Source organism: Thermococcus prieurii, from assembly GCF_054657655.1.
In genome coordinates this window covers 1,022,988-1,040,763 of the sequence record NZ_BAAHYH010000002.1, presented here as the reverse complement: position 1 = coordinate 1,040,763, position 17,776 = coordinate 1,022,988, and the positions used below count along the sequence as shown (strand labels likewise).

Below are 17,776 nucleotides of genomic sequence, written 5' to 3'. Positions count from 1 at the left end.
ATGGAAATGGTGAAGGTGTACTACGACGATGAGGTAAGCATGGACGTTTTGAAGGACAAGACGGTTGCCGTCATCGGCTACGGCAACCAGGGAGAGGCGCAGGCGAAGAACATGAGGGACTCCGGGGTGCACGTAATCCTCGGCCTCAGACCGAACGGGAGCTCGTGGAAGAGGGCCGAGAAGGACGGCTTCGAGGTTTACCCCATAGAGGAGGCCGTTAAGAGGGCCGACGTCGTGCACATCCTCATCCCGGACTTGATCCAGCCCAAAGTGTACAGGGAGCAGATAGAGCCGTACCTCAGGGAAGGACAGGCCCTCGGGTTCTCACACGGCTTCAACATCCACTTCAAGCAGATAGTTCCGCCCGAGTACGTTGACGTCGTGATGGTCGCCCCCAAGAGCCCCGGGAGGCGCGTCAGGGAGGTCTACCTGGAGGGCTTCGGCGTACCCTCCCTCATAGCCGTCTACCAGGACTACACTGGAAGGGCCAAGGAGCTCGCCCTGGCCATGGCCAAGGCCATAGGCTCGACGAGGGCGGGCGTCATAGAGACGACCTTCAAGGACGAGACCGAGAGCGACCTCATCGGGGAGCAGCTCGTCCTCGTCGGCGGCCTAATCGAGCTCATCAAGAAGGGCTTTGAGGTTCTCGTGGAGCTCGGCTACCCGCCGGAGCTGGCATACTTCGAGGCCTGCAACGAGGCGAAGCTCATCATGGACCTCATCTACGAGAAGGGCTTCACGGGAATGCTGAGGGCCGTCTCGGACACGGCGAAGTACGGCGGGTTGACCGTTGGGCCGAAGGTGATAGACGAGCACGTCAAGGAGAACATGAGGCGCTACGCTGAAAGGGTCAGGAGCGGCGAATTCGCAAGGGAGTGGATAGCCAAGGCTGACAACGCCCGGGAGGTTCTCGCGGAGCTGATGAAGCCGATTGAGGAGCACGAGATCGAGAGGGTCGGACGGTTCATAAGGAAGATGTCCGGCCTCGAGTCCTGACCTCCTTTTTTTGGAGGTGGGGCAATGAGGGTGGACGTTTTTGATACGACGCTCAGGGACGGCGAGCAGACGCCGGGTGTAAGCCTGACCGTTGATGAGAAGGTGGAGATAGCTAAGCAGCTCGCGAGGCTCAACGTCGATGTAATCGAGGCCGGCTTTCCAGTCGCGTCGCCGGGCGAGTTCGAGGCGGTTAAGAGGATAGCCGGGACGGTTGTGGGTCCCGTCATAGCGGCCCTCGCGAGGGCCGTTGAGGGCGACATACGGAAGGCCGGCGAGGCACTCTCAAACGCGGAGCGCTCGAGGATTCACACCTTCATAGCGACCTCCCCTGTTCACATGAAATACAAGCTCCGCAAGAGTCCTGAGGAGGTTAAGAAACTGGCCGTTAAAGCCGTGGAGCTTGCCGCTCAGTTCGCCGACGAGGTGGAGTTTTCAGCCGAGGACGCCACCAGGAGCGACCCCGACTTCCTCGTGGAGGTTTACGAGGCGGTCATAGATGCAGGGGCGACGGTGATAAACGTCCCCGACACCGTGGGCTACACGACCCCCGAGGAGTTCTACGAGCTGATAAGGTACCTCAAAAGGAACCTGAGCATGAGGGGCGTCAAGATAAGCGTCCACTGCCACGACGACCTTGGCTTAGCTGTTGCGAACTCGCTTTCGGCCATAAGGGCAGGGGCCGAGCAGGTGGAGGTGACCGTAAACGGGATAGGTGAGAGGGCCGGGAACGCCGCTCTGGAGGAGGTTGTGGTTGCCCTCGACACGAGGAAGGACTTTTACAAAGCGGAGACCGGGATAAACCTCTCCGAGATAGCGAGGACGAGCCGGCTCGTAGCTCACCTGACAGGGATAGAGGTGCCCCCGAACAAGGCGGTCGTCGGGGCCAATGCGTTCGCCCACGAGTCGGGAATCCATCAGGATGGCGTCCTCAAGGAGAGGACGACCTACGAGATAATAGACCCGAAGAGGCTCGGCTTCTCCGGCAGCAGGATAGTTTTGGGCAAGCACTCCGGCAGACACGCCTTCAGGGAGAAGCTGAGGGAGCTCGGCTACGAGCTGAGCGAGGAGGAGCTTGACAGGGCCTTCGCGAGGTTCAAGGAGATCGCCGACAGGAAGAAGAGGATAACGGAGCTTGACATTGAGGTGCTGCTGTACGAGCTGGAGGAGCCAACGTACCGCGTCGAGATGGTGCACGTGACGGCCACCAAAGGCCTCTCAACCGCCGCGGTCAGGGTTCTGGATGGTGAGGGGCGGGTTGAGGTTTCGCACTCGTTTAACGGACCTGTGGACGCGCTGTTCTCGGCCATAAACCGCGCCCTCGGAATAGAGGCCAGACTCGTGGAGTACCGCGTTAGTTCGGTCGGCTCGGGGAGAGATGCACTTGGGGAGGTCCTCGTCAGGGTTGAGAAGGATGGAAAGGTGCTCGTCGGGCGCGGTCTCAGCACGGACATCCTCGAGGCGAGCGCTCAGGCTTATCTCAATGCCGTAACGAGGTGATTTGAATGGGAATGACGATGGCTGAGAAAATACTCGCAAAACACGCTGGAAGGGAGGAGGTAAGGCCCGGAGAGATAGTCATGGCAAAGCTCGACTTCATGCTTGGAAACGACGTGACTGCACCGCTCGCCATAAAGAAGTTCAGGGAGCTCTCGGATAGGGTCTTCGACCCGGAGAGGATAGCGATAGTGCTCGATCACTTCACCCCGAACAAGGACATAAAGGCCGCGGAGCAGTGCAAGTTCTCCCGTGAGTTCGCCAGGGAGCAGGGGATAAAGTGGTTCTTCGAGGGGGGAAACGTCGGCGTCGAGCACTGCCTCCTGCCGGAGCTCGGCCTCGTTCTCCCTGGAGACCTCGTAATCGGTGCCGACTCTCACACCTGCACCTACGGGGCGCTGGGCGCCTTCGCCACGGGCGTGGGGAGCACGGATCTGGCGGTCGCAATGGCAACCGGCGAGGCGTGGTTCCGCGTGCCGGAGACGGTTAAGTTCGTCTACACGGGCGAGCCCGGCCCGTGGGTCACGGGGAAGGACCTGATCCTCCACACGATAGGGGACATAGGCGTGAACGGGGCGCTCTACAAGGCCATGGAGTTCGGCGGAGAGGTCATCGAGGGGCTCTCTGTGGAGGGGAGGATGACGATGGCGAACATGGCGATTGAAGCCGGGGCGAAGACGGGCCTGGTAGAGCCCGACAAAAAGACGCTCGACTACGTGAAGGAGCGTGCCCAGAGGGACTTCGAGCCGGTGAAGGGCGACGAGGACGCGAAGTACGCCGATATGGTGGAGTACGACGTCACGGAGCTTGAGCCTCTGGTGGCATTTCCACACCTGCCCGAGAACACCGTGCCGGTCAGCAGGGCCTCAAAGATGAACATCAAAATCGACCAGGTCTTCATAGGCTCGTGCACTAACGGCCGCTACGAGGATTTGAAGATGGCGGCTGAGGTCTTAGAGGGCCAGAAAGTTGCCCCCTGGGTCAGGCTCATCGTGATTCCGTGCTCGAGGAGCGTCTACTTCAGGGCGATGAAGGAGGGCCTCCTCGAGGTCTTCCACGAGGCCGGAGCTGTAATAGGGCCGCCGACCTGCGGGCCGTGCCTCGGCGGTCACATGGGAATCCTCGCGAGCGGAGAGAGGGCAGTTTCGACCTCCAACAGGAACTTCGTCGGCAGGATGGGGCACCCGGAGAGCGAGGTCTACCTGGCCAACCCCTACGTTGCTGCAGCATCTGCCGTTCTCGGAAGGATAGCCTCTCCCGAGGAGGTGGTAAAATGAAGGTTCGCGGGAGGGCGTGGAAGTACGGTGACCACGTCGACACGGACGTCATAATCCCTGCGCGCTACCTCAACACGTCCGAGCCGGCCGAGCTTGCGAAGCACGTTCTCGAGGACCTCGACCCCGAGTTCAGGTTCAGGATGAAGCCGGGGGACATGATAGTTGCCGGGGAGAACTTCGGCTCCGGGAGCTCGAGGGAGCACGCACCGCTCGCCATAAAGGCGGCTGGCGTTTCCTGCGTGATAGCGAAGAGCTTCGCGCGCATCTTCTACCGCAACGCCATCAACATCGGCCTGCCGATACTCGAGGCGCCCGAGGCAGTTGATGCCATAGAGACCGGCGACGAGCTCGAGGTGGACTTCTCGACCGGCGAGATAAGGAACCTGACGAAGAACGAGGTCTACCGCGCCAACCCGTTCCCGGACTTCGTGATGGAGATAATAAGCGCGGGCGGCCTCGTGGAGTACACGAAGAGGAGGCTTGCAAAATGAGGATAGCGGTCGTTCCGGGCGACGGGATTGGAAAGGAGGTTGTCGCGGAGGGCCTCAAGGTCCTCGGGAAGGTTGAGGAGCTCTTTGGGGCCTCGTTCGACTTTGAGGAGTATCCATTCGGGGCGGAGCACTACCTCAAAACCGGCGAGACGCTCCCGGACTGGGCGGTCGAGGAGCTCGGCAGGTTCGACGCCATCTACTTCGGCGCGATAGGTGATCCCAGAGTCAAACCCGGAGTCCTCGAGCACGGAATCCTCCTGAGGCTCCGCTTCTCCCTTGACCTCTACGTGAACCTCAGGCCAGTTAAGCTTTACCACCCGAGGCTGACGCCGCTGAAGGGGAAGGAGAGGATAGACATGGTCTTCGTCAGGGAGAACACCGAGGGCCTCTACGCGGGCTCCGGCGGCTTCCTCAGGAAGGGGACGCCGAACGAAGTTGCCGTGCAGGAGATGATAAACACGCGCCACGGCGTCGAGAGGGCGTAAGGTTCGCCTTCGAGTACGCGGTGAAGACGGGGCGGAAGAAGGTCACGCTCGTGGACAAGGCCAACGTCCTCACCTACGCCCACGACCTCTGGGAGAGGGTCTTTGCGGAGGTCGCCGCCGAGTACGGAGACATCGAGACCGACCACTACTACGTCGATGCCATGGCGATGAAGATGGTCCGCTCTCCTGAGAGCTTCGACGTCGTCGTCACACCGAACATGTTCGGGGATATCCTGACGGACCTCGGTGCGGAGATAGTCGGCGGGCTCGGGTTGGCCGCATCCGCCAACGTCAACCCCGAGGAAACGGGAATGTTCGAGCCGGTTCACGGCTCCGCTCCCGACATAGCCGGGAAGGGGATAGCCAATCCGCTCGCGGCGATTCTAACGGCCTCGCTCATGCTCGAGCACCTCGGCCTCGGGGATGCCGCGAAAGCGGTCGAGAGGGCCGTTGAAAGGGTTATAGCTGAGAACAGGGTAACACCGGACCTCGGCGGGAAGCTGAGCACCTCCCAGGTGGGTGATGCCGTCGTCGAGGCCCTCGAGGTGGTTGTATGAAGAAAGTCGAGCTCTACGACACGACGCTGAGGGACGGCTCCCAGATGGAGGGGATAAGCTTCTCGCTGGAGGACAAGCTCAGGATAACGGAGAAGCTCGACGAGTTCGGAATCCACTACATCGAGGGCGGCTGGCCCGGCTCGAACCCGAAGGACATCGAGTACTTTCGGGCCGTTGGAGATTTGAGCCTTGAAAACGCGAGGATAGCAAGCCTTTGGAAGCACGAGACGGCCGAGGCTAAAGCCAGAGGACGACCCGAACCTCAACGCCCTCGTCGACTCCGGGGCCGAGATAGCTACGATATTCGGCAAGAGCTGGGACCTGCACGTCAGGGAGGCCCTGAGGACGACCCTCGAGAACAACCTCGAGATGATAGCGGATTCAATCGAGTACCTCCGCGAGCACGGCATGCGCGTTTTCTACGACGCGGAGCACTTCTTCGACGGCCTTAGGGCCAACGAGGAGTACGCACTGGCGACGGTGAAAGCTGCGGACGAGGCGGGGGCCGAGAGAGTCATTCTGGCGGATACCAACGGCGGCTCGCTTCCATCGTGGATAAGGCACGGCTTCGAGCTCGTTAAGGAGGTCGTGAAGGCTCCGCTCGGCATACACGCCCACAACGACTCGGAGCTTGCCGTCGCTAACTCGCTCACCGCCTTCGAGGCCGGAGCTGTCCAGATACAGGGGACGATAAACGGCATAGGGGAGCGCTGCGGCAACGCGAACCTCGTTTCCATAATCCCTGCCCTCGAGCTCAAGTACGGCGTCGAGGTCGTTGGGAAGGAGAGGCTTAGGAAGCTGAAGGAGCTGGCCCACTTCGTCGCAGAGCTGGCGAACATGGAGATCCCGAGAAACCAGCCCTACGTCGGAGAGAGCGCCTTCGCCCACAAGGGCGGCGTCCACGTTTCGGCTGTCCTCAAGAACCCCGAGACGTACGAGCACATAAACCCAGAGCTCGTCGGCAACAGGAGGAATGTCGTCGTTTCGGAGCTCTCCGGGAGGGGCAACCTCATCTACAAGGCCAGGGAGCTCGGCATAGATTTCGACGAGAACGACCCGGCCCTTCCCGAGGTTGTCAGGCTGATAAAGGAGCTCGAGTTCAGGGGGTACCACTTCGAGGCGGCCGAGGCTTCCCTTGAGCTTCTGATAGAGAAGGTGCGCGGTAACTACAGGCCCTTCTTTGAGCTCGAGCGCGCGAGGATCATAACGGAGATACTCCCGGGAGGAAGCCCCATCTCTGAGGCAACCGTTGTGGTGCGGGTCGGGGACGAGAGGGTCCACACCGTCGCTGAGGGCAACGGTCCGGTAAACGCCCTAGACCTGGCCCTTAGGAGGGCCCTGACGGAGTTCTATCCCGAACTGAGGGAGATAGAGCTGGTTGACTACAAGGTCCGCGTCCTCGGGAGCGAGAAGGGCACGGCCGCAAAGGTCCGCGTCCTCATCCGCACCGGGGACGGGATGAGGAGCTGGGGAACCGTTGGGGCCTCGACGAACATAATCGAGGCGAGCCTGAAGGCGATAACCGACGGTATGGAGTACTGGCTTATGAAGGAGTGTGGTGGGAATGAGAAGCGATGTGGTAAAGAGGGGAGTTGAGAGGGCACCGCACAGGTCCCTCTTTAAGGCCATGGGGCTTACGGATGAGGAGCTGGAGAGGCCGCTCATAGGCATAGCAAACTCCTTCAACGAGGTCATCCCGGGGCACATACACCTCAGGGAGATAACGGAGGCCGTGAAGGCCGGCGTCAGGATGGCGGGGGGAACACCCCTGGAGTTCGGCGTGATGGGAATCTGCGACGGCATAGCGATGAACCACGAGGGCATGAAGTACTCGCTCCCCTCAAGGGAGCTCATAGCGGACACGGTTGAGACCATGGCAAGGGCCTACAACTTCGACGGCCTCGTCCTCGTTGCCTCCTGCGACAAGATAATCCCTGGGATGCTCATGGCCATGGCGCGCCTCGACATCCCGGCCGTTTTCGTCTCCGGCGGTGCGATGCTACCCGGCAGGTACAGGGGAAAGTACGTGGACATAAAGACGGTCTTCGAGGCCGTTGGGGCCGTGAAGGCCGGGAAGATGAGTGAGGCCGAGCTTCATCTTCTCGAGGAGCTCGCGAGTCCCGGCTGCGGCTCCTGCGCCGGCATGTTCACGGCCAACACCATGAACGCCCTAAGCGAGGCCCTCGGCGTCTCCCTGCCGTGGAACGGGACGGCCCCCGCTGTATACGCCCACAGGCGGAGGATAGCGAAGAGGACTGGGATGGCGGTTATGGAGCTCGTGAAGAACGACGTCAGGCCGAGCAGGATACTCACGAAGGAGGCCTTTGAGGACGCGATAGCTGTCGATATGGCCCTCGGGGGCTCGACCAACACGGTGCTCCACCTCATGGCGATAGCGAGGGAGGCGGATGTTGACCTGAGCCTCGACGACTTCGACAGAATCAGCGAGGTAACTCCAAACATCGTCAAGCTGAGCCCCTCCGGAGACCACTACGTCCTCGACCTCTACGAGGCCGGCGGAGTCCTCGGCGTCATGAAGCGCCTCTCGGAGCTCGGCCTCATCCACGAGGAGAGGCTTACGGTGGCGATGAAGACCGTTGGCGAGCTCCTCAAAGATGCCTTCGTGTCGAGGCCTGAGGTGATAAGGCCTGTGGATGAGCCCTACTCCCCGAGAGGAGGCCTGATGATACTCCGCGGAACGCTCGCTCCGGAGGGGGCCGTTCTAAAGGTCTCCGCGGTCTCTGGAGTGGAGAGCTTTGAGGGCACCGCGAGGGTATTTGAGAGCGAGGAAGATGCAACGAAGGCGATTCTCAGCAGGGAGATTGAGAAGGGTGATGTCGTGGTTATCCGCTACGAGGGACCGAAAGGCGGCCCGGGAATGAGGGAGATGCTGACCCCAACGTCCGCCATAGCCGGCATGGGGCTCGATAAGGACGTCGCCCTCGTCACGGACGGCCGCTTCTCCGGTGCCACGAGGGGCCTCTCGATAGGGCACGTCTGCCCGGAGGCGGCCGATGGGGGCCCGATAGCCCTCGTAGAGGACGGGGACAGGATAAGGATTGACGTCAGAGCGAAGAGGATAGACCTCCTCGTCCCGGAGGAGGAGCTCGAGGAGAGGAGAAGGAGGTGGAAGCCGAAGGAGAAGGTTCTTACCGGCTACCTCGCGAGGTACGCGAGGATTGTGGGGCCGGCCAGCGAGGGTGCGGTGCTCAGACCGCAAAATTTATAAACCCGCCACGACAGGTATGAATCGGCACGGCGGCCATAGCGGCGGGGTTACACCCGGTCTCGTTTCGACCCCGGAAGTTAAGCCCGCCTGCGTTCCCGGGTGTACTGCCCTCCGAGAGGGGGCGGGAAACCGGGAACGCCGCCGGCCACTATCACGCGCCCGGGTGGTGTAGCCCGGCCCATCATACGGGACTGTCACTCCCGTGACCCGGGTTCAAATCCCGGCCCGGGCGCCAAAGAACTTTTCCCGGAAACGCTTCACCAAAGTGAGCATGCTTTTGAAGGACAGTTTTTGAGTGGATTCCTTTGTGAGTTGCTCTTTTGGGGAGTGAATTCCTCTAATAATCCTTTTAAAATAGGTTCGAGTCTTTTTACACCTCTCGAGAGCTGAGAAAATGGAAAAAAGCTCAGTCCACGAAGGCCAGACCGTTCCACAGCTCCCTTATCTCGCGCGTCGCGTCGGGATAGAGCCTCTTGAAGGTTATCCTCCAGTAGCCGTTCCCCAAGTCCTCTATGTCCTCGATGTGGATTTTGAGGCCGAGCCTCTCAAAGTGGCTTACCATTCTGTGGGCGGTGCTCACGTTCTTCACTCTCACCCTGAAGGTCTCCTCGACGTCGTGGCCCTGTGATACTTCTTCAATGCTCTCAACGAGGGGCTTTAAGAGGGCCTCTCCGAGTGCCTTCGCGTAGTTCTCAAAGTCCTCGCCCCTAATCCTCCGCTCGGCTATGTGGAAGGCGAGCCGGCTTATCCGGCCCATGAAGTAGCCGCCGGGCAAGTCGAAGAAAATCCTGGAGCCTATCCTTATGTCGTTGATGTTCGCGTAGGGCGTCACGTACTTCGCTATCCTCTTCATGTCCGGCGTCTTCATGACGACGCCTTCCCGCTTCTCCTCGCTGAGCCTATCAACAAGCTCCCTCAGCTCGTCAATCCTTGACCTATCGTAGAGGCCGAAGACCTCAACCTGCGGAATCCCGTACTCCTCGGCGAGTTTATACCTCTCCTCAGCCGGAATGCTCCTGCCGGTTCCCTTCTCCTGGATGTCGAACAGGAAGAACTGGATGTCCTCCTTTACGTAGGGCGGTCCCTCGACGAGGTAGGGACTCTCGGGCCCGGCCATCTCGCCGACGAGAATGAGGTTGGGGTAATCCCTGAAGAACTCCTCGTTGATAAAGTCAAGAATCCTCTCGGTCGTGAAGGGGCAGACGAAACCGCCCCGGGTGAGCGCTAAAATCCTGTCCTTAACTTTGACAACGCGGACGTTGTAGCCGTCAACCTTCTCCTCGACGTAGAAGGGCCTGCCCTTGAAAATCCTCTTTACACCGTTCTCGAGCTGAACGATTCGCTTTATGTGAGGAAATCCTAAAACGACTGTTCCGTCCTCAAAAACGGCCGTTCCTCTCCTAAAGCCTCTCGCAGAGTCTCGGAAGCGGACGTAGCGGATTCCCTCGAAGGTGTCTTCCTCTATCCCGCCTTTGCCTTCAAGAACCTCCAGCCTGTCCTCGGGCAGGCCGAGTTTTAGGAGAAGGTTTCGAAACCCCAAGCTGACCATCCTCTCACCGTAGTACCTTGTCGCTGGGGGTTAAATAACGTTGTCATCCCGCTGTGACGTTCAGCTCCGCCCACGCCCGCCAGCCCCTATCTGAGACCGCGACGACGTAGAGGTGGAACGTTCCGCTCCTCCGCGGGGTGATGCTCACGCTGATGTTCTCCTCTCCGTTCGGCTGAAGGTAGAACTCCTCGGGCAGGACGCTGACGACCACTCCTTCCGGCGCGGTGAGGTGAGACTCAAGGGCTATCCACTGGGGAGTGTCCCTGGCAGGTCCCTCGTAGACTATCAGCGAGACCCGGCCGTAGTAGGGGTATTCCTCTCCGTGGATTCTGTAGTGTCCGCCCACGAGTTCGCCTTTGACCGTGAGCGACTGGCCGACCTTGAGGTGAACGCTGGTGGCGTTTAAGTGAATAAGTTTGGCGTTGAAGTTCCCGAAGCCCGGAGGGATTGGTTGAGCCTGGGGCTGGGAGTTGTAAGTCATGGCGTAGCCGAGAACCGACAGCGCCAGCAGCCCTACCACAACGAGGAGCGCTTCGACTCGCTCCATAGCAATCACTAATGATACATAGGACGAAGTGCGTAAAAACGTGTTGGAATGAAAGAAAGGGTCAGCGCTTCATCGTGGAGAGAACCTTGGTGGTGACGTCGTTGCCTTCCCTGTCGTAAATCCTGTAGTAGGCACTGTAGGGGAGCTTCATCTTGGCCCTCCTCATGGCCGCCAGTGCGAACTTGAGGTGGTTCTCGTTGACCCAGACGGTGAGTATCTTCTGGTCCTTCCTGACGCGGGCAGCTAAGCCAATCGGCTTTCCAAAGGGCCTGCGCATACCGTTTCCGTAACGGTCGGCCTTCCTTCCGGTGGCCATCGGGTTCTCGCGGAGCACCTGGAACGGGTAAACGCGAATCTTGAAGTGGTAGTTGCTCCTGCCGACGTTCTTCTGGAGGTACCTGTTGACCTGTATACGAATCGCCTCAAGGGCGTTCTGCCTTATCTGCATCGCCTGCTCCGCGTGAAGGCTAACCTCGTACTGGAACTCGGCCGAGAGGTTTCCCATGTCGAAGATGGTTATCCTCGGTCCGGGGGCACCGCGTATGTATTCCCTCCTCGTGTAAGCGGGCTTGTCAACGTCCCTATCAATCTTCGCTGGTCTAAGTCCCATAATCTCACCTCCAAATGAGCGTAACCGGTCTGAACTTAAGCCGTTTGAGCCCCTTATAAAAGTTTTGGACTTTCACCATCTTTCACCCTCGTTCCCTCGATTATCAGCCCGAGCGAAAACGGCAGGAAGGTTAGGAGCGCAAGGTTCAGGGTCAGCCCAAGGTGGACCTCCCCGAGTGAGTAAGCCAAGCCGAAGAGCATTCCGCCGATGAAGGTCGAGAGGTTCTGAACCGCGTTCACACCGCCTATCGCGAGCGAGGAGCGGTGGTAGCTTGCCAGAACTTTTCTTGAAATCGGGCGGAAGCTCTGGAAGGCGAAGAGGGCCAGAAAAATTCCAAGGAAAACTGTTGGCGCGGTCTTTATCGAAGCTAAAATCGGCGATATTCCCGCGAGCAACGCTGTGAGTTTTACCATCCTTGCCTCGCTCCTCACATCGGCGAGCCACGAGACGAAGTAGCTGAGCAACGCCGAGAGGAAACCGGTCCAGCCGAGCAGAACTGCGGTTCTCTCCTTGCTCAGCCCCAAAGCCTCCGAGACGTAGACGTAGGTTATCTCGCCCGAGGTGAAGGCCACTATAACCGCCATCAGCGAGGCAATCGTTAGAACCCTCTTCGGGTTTAAGCTCGGCCTCTCTCCGTCCGGCGTTTTCTTCTTCCTCGGCGTTATCAGGTCGAAGAGGAGGTAGTAGCTGAGGAGCATTATAAGGCCCGTCAGGACGAAGAAGGCCGAGGAAATCCACATCTGGCCGGTTAAGCCGAGCCCAACCGTGTAGGCGTAGACGTAGTTGCCGAGGAGAGACGCTATGCTCCCGAAGAAGAAGTAAACCGCGGTAACGCGCGCCCTTATCTCCCTCGGCGTCGTTACGGCCAGAACGAACTGGGCCATTGGCCAGCTTATCCCGTTGAGGAAGCCGTTGAGGAGCTTTATCCCAGCGACCTGAAGCCAGCTCGACGTGAGAGGGTAGAGCTGAACAGCCACCGCGTTCCCCATCATCGCTATCGCTCCGAGGTAGACGAGTTTCTTGCCCCGCTCAAGGACGAGACCGCCGAGGACGGACGAGAAGGCCCTCGCAAGCACAAAGGACATCGAGACGAGGGAAACAGCGAACATGCTCGCCCTGAGAATGTCTCGCGTGTAGAAGGCTATGGCGGGGGTTGCGAGGCGAAATGCAATCGTTCCCGTGAAGGCCGAGACGATGAGGAGCAGAATCCCGGCGAGTCTTCTGCGCTCCATCAGACCACCTTCTGAGCGTTATGCACTTGACTTAAAAGGGTTTGGCCACTGAAAGTTTTTCGAAAACCGAACCGATGGATGCGTCCAGTTTCAGATTTTCCATCTACCTGTCGAGCGAAGACTTTTTACAGGGATGGGTTAACACGCTTCGAGGTGATTGGAATGGAGCTCCGCTTCGACATGCAGTATGAGGACGCTTACAGGGAAGTTTACGAGATGGTGAAGCCGAAGTACAAGCTCTTTACGGCCGGGCCGGTTGCGTGCTTCCCAGAGGTTCTCGCGATAATGAGCGTGCAGATGTTCAGCCACCGCTCGGCCGAGGCGAAGGCCGTTCACGTTGACACCCTCGAGAGGCTCAAGAAGTTCCTTGAGGCCGACAGGGGCGAGATAATTCTCTTCCCGAGCTCGGGAACCGGCTTCATGGAGTCGGCCGTCAGAAACACCGTCCCGCGCGGTGGAAAGGTTCTCGTCACAATCATCGGCGCCTTTGGAAAGCGCTTCGCAGACGTCGTCGAGGCCAACGGAAGGAAGGCGGTAATCCTCGAGAAGGAGCCGGGGCAGGCTATAAAACCCGAAGAACTCGACGACGCCCTCAGGAAGAACCCCGACGTCCACGCGGTCACGATAACCTACAACGAGACCTCAACCGGTGTTCTCAACCCGCTCCCCGAGCTGGCAAAGGTCGTTCACGAGCACGACAAGCTTCTCTTCGTTGACGCCGTCTCGGCAATGGGTGGGGCTGACATAAAGTTCGACGAGTGGGGCATCGACCTCGTCTTCGCGAGCAGTCAGAAGGCCTTCGGCGTCCCGCCGGGCCTGGCCGTCGCCGCTGTGAGCGAGCGCGTTTTTGAGATAGCCGAGAAGATGCCCGAGCGTGGCTGGTACTTCGACCTACCGCTCTACAAGAAGTTCAACGAGAAGAAGAAGGGAACGCCGTCAACCCCACCGCTCCCGCAGATATTCGGCCTCAACGTCGTTCTCAGGATAATCGAGAAGATGGGCGGAAAGAAAGAGTGGCTCGACATGTACAGGAAGAGGAGCGAGATGATACGCGAGGGCGTCAAGGAGATGGGTCTCGGAATCCTCGCCGAGCCCGGCTACGAGAGCCCGACGATAACTGCCGTCGTCGTTCCCGAGGGAATGAAGGGAGTTGACGTTTACAACGCCATGCGCGAGAGGGGCTTTGAGCTCGCCAAGGGCTACGGAAGCGTGGCAGAGAAGACCTTCAGGATTGGAAACATGGGCTACATGACCTTCGACGACATCCGCGAGATGCTCGACAACCTCAGGGAGGTCATAGAAAAGCTTAAGGCTTAATTTTCCCTTCTTTTTAACCATGCGGAGGAGAACGGTTCTACTGGTTCTGTGGCTCACAGGAAACGTCCTCGTCTTCTGGGCAGTTGCCTTAACCGCGAGCGGTTACTCACTGGAGGGTTACCTCCCCTGGGAGAGCTCCAAGGTCTTCGCCTACTCCCCTGTTCTCCACTCCAAGCCCGGCGACGAGCCGACCGAGGTCCTCTACATGGTAGGGTGGGACGGCGAGCTGTACTACTACATCGTCTGGCGCGACGAGTACTTCAGCAACCCCCTCCTCGACAGGCTCTACCGCGTCATGAGGGGTCTAATCTACAGCACCACGGAGGACATAGAGGTCTTCGAGATAAACCCTGAAAACGGCTCCTTCTACTTCCAGACCTATGACCACTCGCCTGTTCACGGAAAAATATTCCCTGACGGCTCGTGCCTGTGGCTCGAACGCGGGCTGAGCGTTCCCAACTGCACCGTCAACGGAACCCACGTGAAGCTCTACGTGGTCACGTGGAACCACATGCTCTCACTCCTCCCCGAGAACGGCACTGTTCGGGTTTCGCCCGAGATGAGGCATATGACTCCAGAGGACTACGTGGCCCTCGGTATGGTGAAGCGGACGAAGTACAGCATCGCGGGCATAACCTTCGGCTCGCTAACGGCTTCCCTCGTCGTTACGGTTCTCCTGAACCTCATCCTCTTCGCCCTCTGGAAGAGAAAGCTTCTCCTGAGGGGAGGAAGAAGAAACGTGAAAAACCGCTGGTAGCTAAACTATTGGCTCGAGCTCCCCGTTCTTAATCCTGTAAATCCTGTTTATCTTCTTCATCCCGGTTCTCCAGTCCCTGCTCAGCTCGACGAGAATATCAAAGCGGTCGAAGGTCTTCTCGTCTATTCCGAGCCAGTGCATAACTTCGGCCTTCAGGTCGTCGCTCATCGCCAGCGAGGTGACTATGAAAGCGTAGTCGTCTATCAGCTCATCGAGAATCCTCGGGACGCTGACGGTGTGGAGGGTGTCTATCACGACGTAGTCCGGGTTGAGCTTCTTCAGCTTCTCAATAACCTCGTCGGTCCTCTCTTTCGTCGGGCGCTGGTCGAAGGCGGTATCTATGACCTCGATATTTGGTTTGAAGGGCTTGAACTCGCCGTAGGCAGTAACAACGGCCACCTTCCAGTCGTCGGGGACGTAGTGTAGTAGCGCCTCCACGAGCTTCGTCTTTCCGCTCCTGCTCGTTCCGACGATTAGTATGTCCTTCTTTCCAAGGACCTCCTCCTTCAGGAGCTCCATCTGCTCTGGCCGTGCCGAGCCGTAGCGTATCAAATCCTCGGGCTTGAAGATGTAGACGCCCATTCGGTTCACCGTAAGTATTTCTCGCCGGGGGTTATAACGGTATCTTTTGATGGGCTAAAGCTTCTCCACCTCCCTCAGCCTCTCGAAGTCCCCGCGCCTTATCATCTCGACGGCGAAGGCGTAGAGGCCAAGCCTCTGGAGGTTTTCGGGCGTGAGCTCCCCCTCGGAAAGCTCGGCAATCCGCGTGGAGAGCTTTTCGACTGCCTTTCGCTTAGCTTCCTCCGAGAAGCCTGCAAATTCCAGCCCGTTGAGGATTGAGAGGATTTCGAGCTTTTCCCGGAGAAGGGCGGTGGAATCCCGGCGCCCTCCACTTTCTTTCGCTCGATTGGTTCCCTCGTGCTCTTCAACGGTTGGTTCCTCTACCGCCTTCTTCTTGGGGGATTTCGGCGCCGGTTGCTCCTGCTCGGTTTGCTTCTGCGCCTTCTTCTCCACTGGGCGGAGGTAGAATTCTTCTCTCATTAGTGTATCTAGGTATCTCGTCAGTTTCTCGAGCTGGGCAAGTTCCTCGGGTTTTACCAGTGCTTTACCGTCTTCTCCAAGGAATTCCGCGACCTCCTCTGCTGCATCCATGGCGAGCTGGAGGTACTTCTCCATCTTCTCGCCATATCTGCTTTTTGGCATCTCGTGGGCTTCCAGAAAGATGTCTATGAACTTCTTCCGAAATTCGGGGTCCTTTTTTAGCTTCTCAAAGGGTGGGAGCAACTTTCCCTCTCTTGGATCATAGGGCGGCAGAACGATGTATTTTCTGCGCGGCACGTCGTCCTCCATTCTGTAGTAGAACACGGGTTCTCCGTGCTCTTCTTCCAGCGCCTGAAGGATGCGCTCGGTTCTCTTTCCCACGTCTTTTAGATCTGTTCTCTTATACTTTACTGCGGGCAGGATCGTTAGAAGCTGAAACAGGATGTTCCATTTTTGGGCGTCCTGCTTGCTCTGGTGGATGTGCCCGTATCTCTTTGAAATCAGAAAGTGGTCGTGTGTGTGTTATTGCTTTTGAGAGCGCCTTGCTCACTTCCTCTTCTTCCTCCCGCCTGCCCGGGAGCTTGCCGTATCGCTCCCGGATCGTCCTCTTGAGCTCACCTATGATTCTTCCGAGTGTGTGTGTCCTCGATCTCGTCCGCAATTATAACTTCAGCACTCTTTGATTTCAGGAACCCTTCCTTTTTCTTGTGGATCTTGCCCGTTCGCTTCACCAAGTACTCTATCATAGTTATCACCGCGGGCAGTTACTAGGGCGGCTTTGGAGATAAGGCTTTCGAAGTCTCCCAAATCCCATACAAGCCAGCCTTCTTTCCTCGGCTCCTCTTTTTCCTCAACACTCTTAGCCACAAGTCCATAGAACCTCTCCCAATCGTCCAACCCTACAAGCTCCGCCTTCCGTTCCAAGTCCTTCAAAACTCCCCGCGCTTCCTTTTTGCTCAGTTCCTTCCACTTAACCTCAACTAAGAGCACTTTCTTCTCGCGTTCGTTCAAAGCGACCAAATCAATCTCCTCACCCTTCCGCCACCATCTGCCGATTTTTGTGAACTTAAAGGGCAGTTTTCCAGCCCTGTTCAGCTCCATGAGGAACTGCCTGGCAATATCCTCGAAAACCCAGCCGAGATAGCGGTTGAAGTTCCTCTCGAAGTGCTCCAGCGCTTCATTAGGCATTCCAATCTCTATCCCTTCCTTGAACGGGTAAACAAACGTGTAGTAGAAGGCGAAGTAATTGTCCCGTATGAAATACCGCGAGTTCCTTGCCCGTTTCTTCGGCTTTTCCGTAACGGGGGCTTCCCTGCCAACGATACCGAGGTTCATGAGTATGCTGAGGTAGCGCGTCAGCTTCGAGCCGTCGAGCCCCGTCGCGTTCTTCAGCTCGTTGAACGAGCGGTGGCCGTAGCTTATCGCCTCCAGAATCGTGTTGTATGTGCTGAGGTCTCGGAGCTCGTAGCGGAGCAGGTATTCCGCTTCATCGTAGAGGAAGCCCCTCCCGAAGAACTCCTCCCGCGCGTTCTCCTCCGGGGAAAGAGACGGGTCGAGACGGAGCAGGTACTCCGGGATTCCATCCACCATGCCATAGACCTTGACGAGGTCTTCGAGGCTGTAGTTCGGAAAGAACTCGCCGATGTGGCGGAACTTCAGGGGCTCAACCTTGAGCGAGAGGGTTCTCCTCCCGTAGATTGGACTGCCGTAGGAAACGAGCTCCTCCATCATCGAGACGCTCGAACCGCAGAGGACGATGCTCCCGCTTCCCCTGAAGTCAAGGTGCTCCTGAAGGACGCCGAGGATTCTGGGGTGGTTTTTTGCTAAAATCTGAAACTCATCGAAAATAACCACGACGTCCTCCGGCAGTCTCTCAAAGAACTCGTCAAACGAGCGTACTGGGTGTCTCAGCAGTGATTCATCGCCCGTGAGCGAGAAGAGCTTCGCGTTGAGCGTTCTCAGGGTCTCACTAACTTCTTCCTCCTTGCAGAGATGATAGAGGGTTTTAAATCCCTTGGAAGCCTCGACGAGGAGTCTCGTCTTCCCCACTCTTCTCCTGCCGTAGACGATAATCAGCGCGCCCTTTTTGAAGGCTTTCCGTAGGGTCGTTAACTCCTCCTTCCTGTCAACGAACTTTTGTGTAATCATAATTATATAATCGCAATTATACTATTTAAAGGTTTTTCATTGTTCC

The 17,776-nt window shown here is 58.2% G+C and carries 16 protein-coding genes, 1 tRNA gene, 1 rRNA gene and 2 pseudogenes; 13 read left to right on the top strand and 7 right to left on the bottom strand.

Annotation, left to right across the window (positions count from 1 at the left end; all coding sequences use genetic code 11):
- The first annotated feature begins 6 nt into the window (after nt 1–6).
- The 11 genes and pseudogenes from ilvC (at nt 7) to ACYQ04_RS08945 (ending at nt 8,764) form a co-directional block, all read left to right on the top strand.
- A complete protein-coding gene (ilvC, locus tag ACYQ04_RS08995; RefSeq protein WP_460130120.1) occupies nt 7–996 on the top strand; it encodes a ketol-acid reductoisomerase in 990 nt (329 codons plus the stop codon).
- A 24-nt stretch (nt 997–1,020) separates the two neighbouring features.
- Complete coding sequence (locus ACYQ04_RS08990; protein ID WP_460128945.1) at nt 1,021–2,493, top strand: 2-isopropylmalate synthase; 1,473 nt, start codon at nt 1,021–1,023, stop codon at nt 2,491–2,493.
- Nucleotides 2,494–2,498: 5 nt separating this feature from the next.
- On the top strand, nt 2,499–3,767 hold the full coding sequence (gene leuC / locus ACYQ04_RS08985) for a 3-isopropylmalate dehydratase large subunit (RefSeq protein ID WP_460128943.1): 1,269 nt from the start codon (nt 2,499–2,501) through the stop codon (nt 3,765–3,767).
- Nucleotides 3,764–4,258 carry a 3-isopropylmalate dehydratase small subunit gene (leuD, locus tag ACYQ04_RS08980; RefSeq protein ID WP_099209728.1) on the top strand — a complete coding sequence of 165 codons (495 nt, stop codon included), beginning with the start codon at nt 3,764–3,766 and terminating at the stop codon, nt 4,256–4,258. The genes leuC and leuD overlap by 4 nt, the downstream gene beginning before the upstream one ends.
- Nucleotides 4,255–4,743 (top strand): isocitrate/isopropylmalate family dehydrogenase, encoded by a 489-nt coding sequence (locus ACYQ04_RS08975; protein WP_460128940.1) that lies wholly within the window; start codon nt 4,255–4,257, stop codon nt 4,741–4,743. Before leuD ends, ACYQ04_RS08975 begins: the two co-directional genes overlap by 4 nt.
- 20 nt (nt 4,744–4,763) lie before the next feature.
- Nucleotides 4,764–5,300 (top strand): isocitrate/isopropylmalate family dehydrogenase, encoded by a 537-nt coding sequence (locus ACYQ04_RS08970; RefSeq protein WP_460128939.1) that lies wholly within the window; start codon nt 4,764–4,766, stop codon nt 5,298–5,300.
- Nucleotides 5,297–5,473, top strand: a pseudogene (locus tag ACYQ04_RS08965) (citramalate synthase); the annotation flags it as partial. The gene ACYQ04_RS08970 and the pseudogene ACYQ04_RS08965, both read left to right, overlap by 4 nt.
- Nucleotides 5,474–5,570: 97 nt before the next feature.
- A pseudogene (cimA, locus tag ACYQ04_RS08960) lies at nt 5,571–6,896 on the top strand (citramalate synthase); the annotation flags it as partial.
- Nucleotides 6,865–8,529 (top strand): dihydroxy-acid dehydratase, encoded by a 1,665-nt coding sequence (ilvD, locus tag ACYQ04_RS08955; protein ID WP_460130118.1) that lies wholly within the window; start codon nt 6,865–6,867, stop codon nt 8,527–8,529. The pseudogene cimA and the gene ilvD, both read left to right, overlap by 32 nt.
- Before the next feature lie 25 nt (nt 8,530–8,554).
- Nucleotides 8,555–8,676, top strand: a 5S ribosomal RNA gene (gene rrf / locus ACYQ04_RS08950).
- Nucleotides 8,677–8,686: 10 nt separating this feature from the next.
- A tRNA-Asp gene (locus tag ACYQ04_RS08945) sits at nt 8,687–8,764 on the top strand.
- A gap of 171 nt (nt 8,765–8,935) precedes the next feature.
- Here the strand turns inward: ACYQ04_RS08945 and ACYQ04_RS08940 are convergent.
- From ACYQ04_RS08940 to ACYQ04_RS08925, 4 genes are read right to left on the bottom strand one after another with little or no spacing between them, the layout of a single operon-like run.
- Nucleotides 8,936–10,078: an RNA ligase gene (locus ACYQ04_RS08940; RefSeq protein ID WP_460128936.1), complete on the bottom strand. Its 1,143-nt coding sequence runs from the start codon at nt 10,076–10,078 to the stop codon at nt 8,936–8,938.
- 43 nt (nt 10,079–10,121) lie between these two features.
- Entirely contained in the window at nt 10,122–10,634 is a 513-nt protein-coding gene (locus ACYQ04_RS08935; protein WP_460128934.1) for a hypothetical protein, read from the bottom strand.
- 52 nt (nt 10,635–10,686) lie between these two features.
- Nucleotides 10,687–11,235 (bottom strand): 50S ribosomal protein L16, encoded by a 549-nt coding sequence (locus ACYQ04_RS08930; protein WP_099209734.1) that lies wholly within the window; start codon nt 11,233–11,235, stop codon nt 10,687–10,689.
- A gap of 53 nt (nt 11,236–11,288) precedes the next feature.
- Entirely contained in the window at nt 11,289–12,467 is a 1,179-nt protein-coding gene (locus ACYQ04_RS08925; RefSeq protein WP_460128930.1) for an MFS transporter, read from the bottom strand.
- Nucleotides 12,468–12,629: 162 nt separating this feature from the next.
- On the opposite strand from ACYQ04_RS08925, the gene ACYQ04_RS08920 reads away from it, so the two are divergent.
- A complete protein-coding gene (locus ACYQ04_RS08920; RefSeq protein ID WP_460130117.1) occupies nt 12,630–13,784 on the top strand; it encodes a pyridoxal-phosphate-dependent aminotransferase family protein in 1,155 nt (384 codons plus the stop codon).
- Nucleotides 13,785–13,803: 19 nt separating this feature from the next.
- Complete coding sequence (locus ACYQ04_RS08915) at nt 13,804–14,541, top strand: hypothetical protein (RefSeq protein WP_460128928.1); 738 nt, start codon at nt 13,804–13,806, stop codon at nt 14,539–14,541.
- Here ACYQ04_RS08915 and ACYQ04_RS08910 read toward each other — a convergent pair whose 3' ends face one another.
- From ACYQ04_RS08910 to ACYQ04_RS08900, 3 genes are all read right to left on the bottom strand, one after another.
- The gene (locus ACYQ04_RS08910; RefSeq protein WP_460130115.1) at nt 14,542–15,123 is read right to left on the bottom strand and encodes a P-loop NTPase family protein; all 582 of its coding nucleotides are present in this window, start codon (nt 15,121–15,123) and stop codon (nt 14,542–14,544) included.
- 54 nt (nt 15,124–15,177) lie between these two features.
- Complete coding sequence (locus ACYQ04_RS08905) at nt 15,178–15,963, bottom strand: hypothetical protein (RefSeq protein WP_460128926.1); 786 nt, start codon at nt 15,961–15,963, stop codon at nt 15,178–15,180.
- Nucleotides 15,964–16,251: 288 nt separating this feature from the next.
- On the bottom strand, nt 16,252–17,730 hold the full coding sequence (locus tag ACYQ04_RS08900) for an ATP-binding protein (RefSeq protein ID WP_460128924.1): 1,479 nt from the start codon (nt 17,728–17,730) through the stop codon (nt 16,252–16,254).
- Nucleotides 17,731–17,776: the final 46 nt, after the last annotated feature.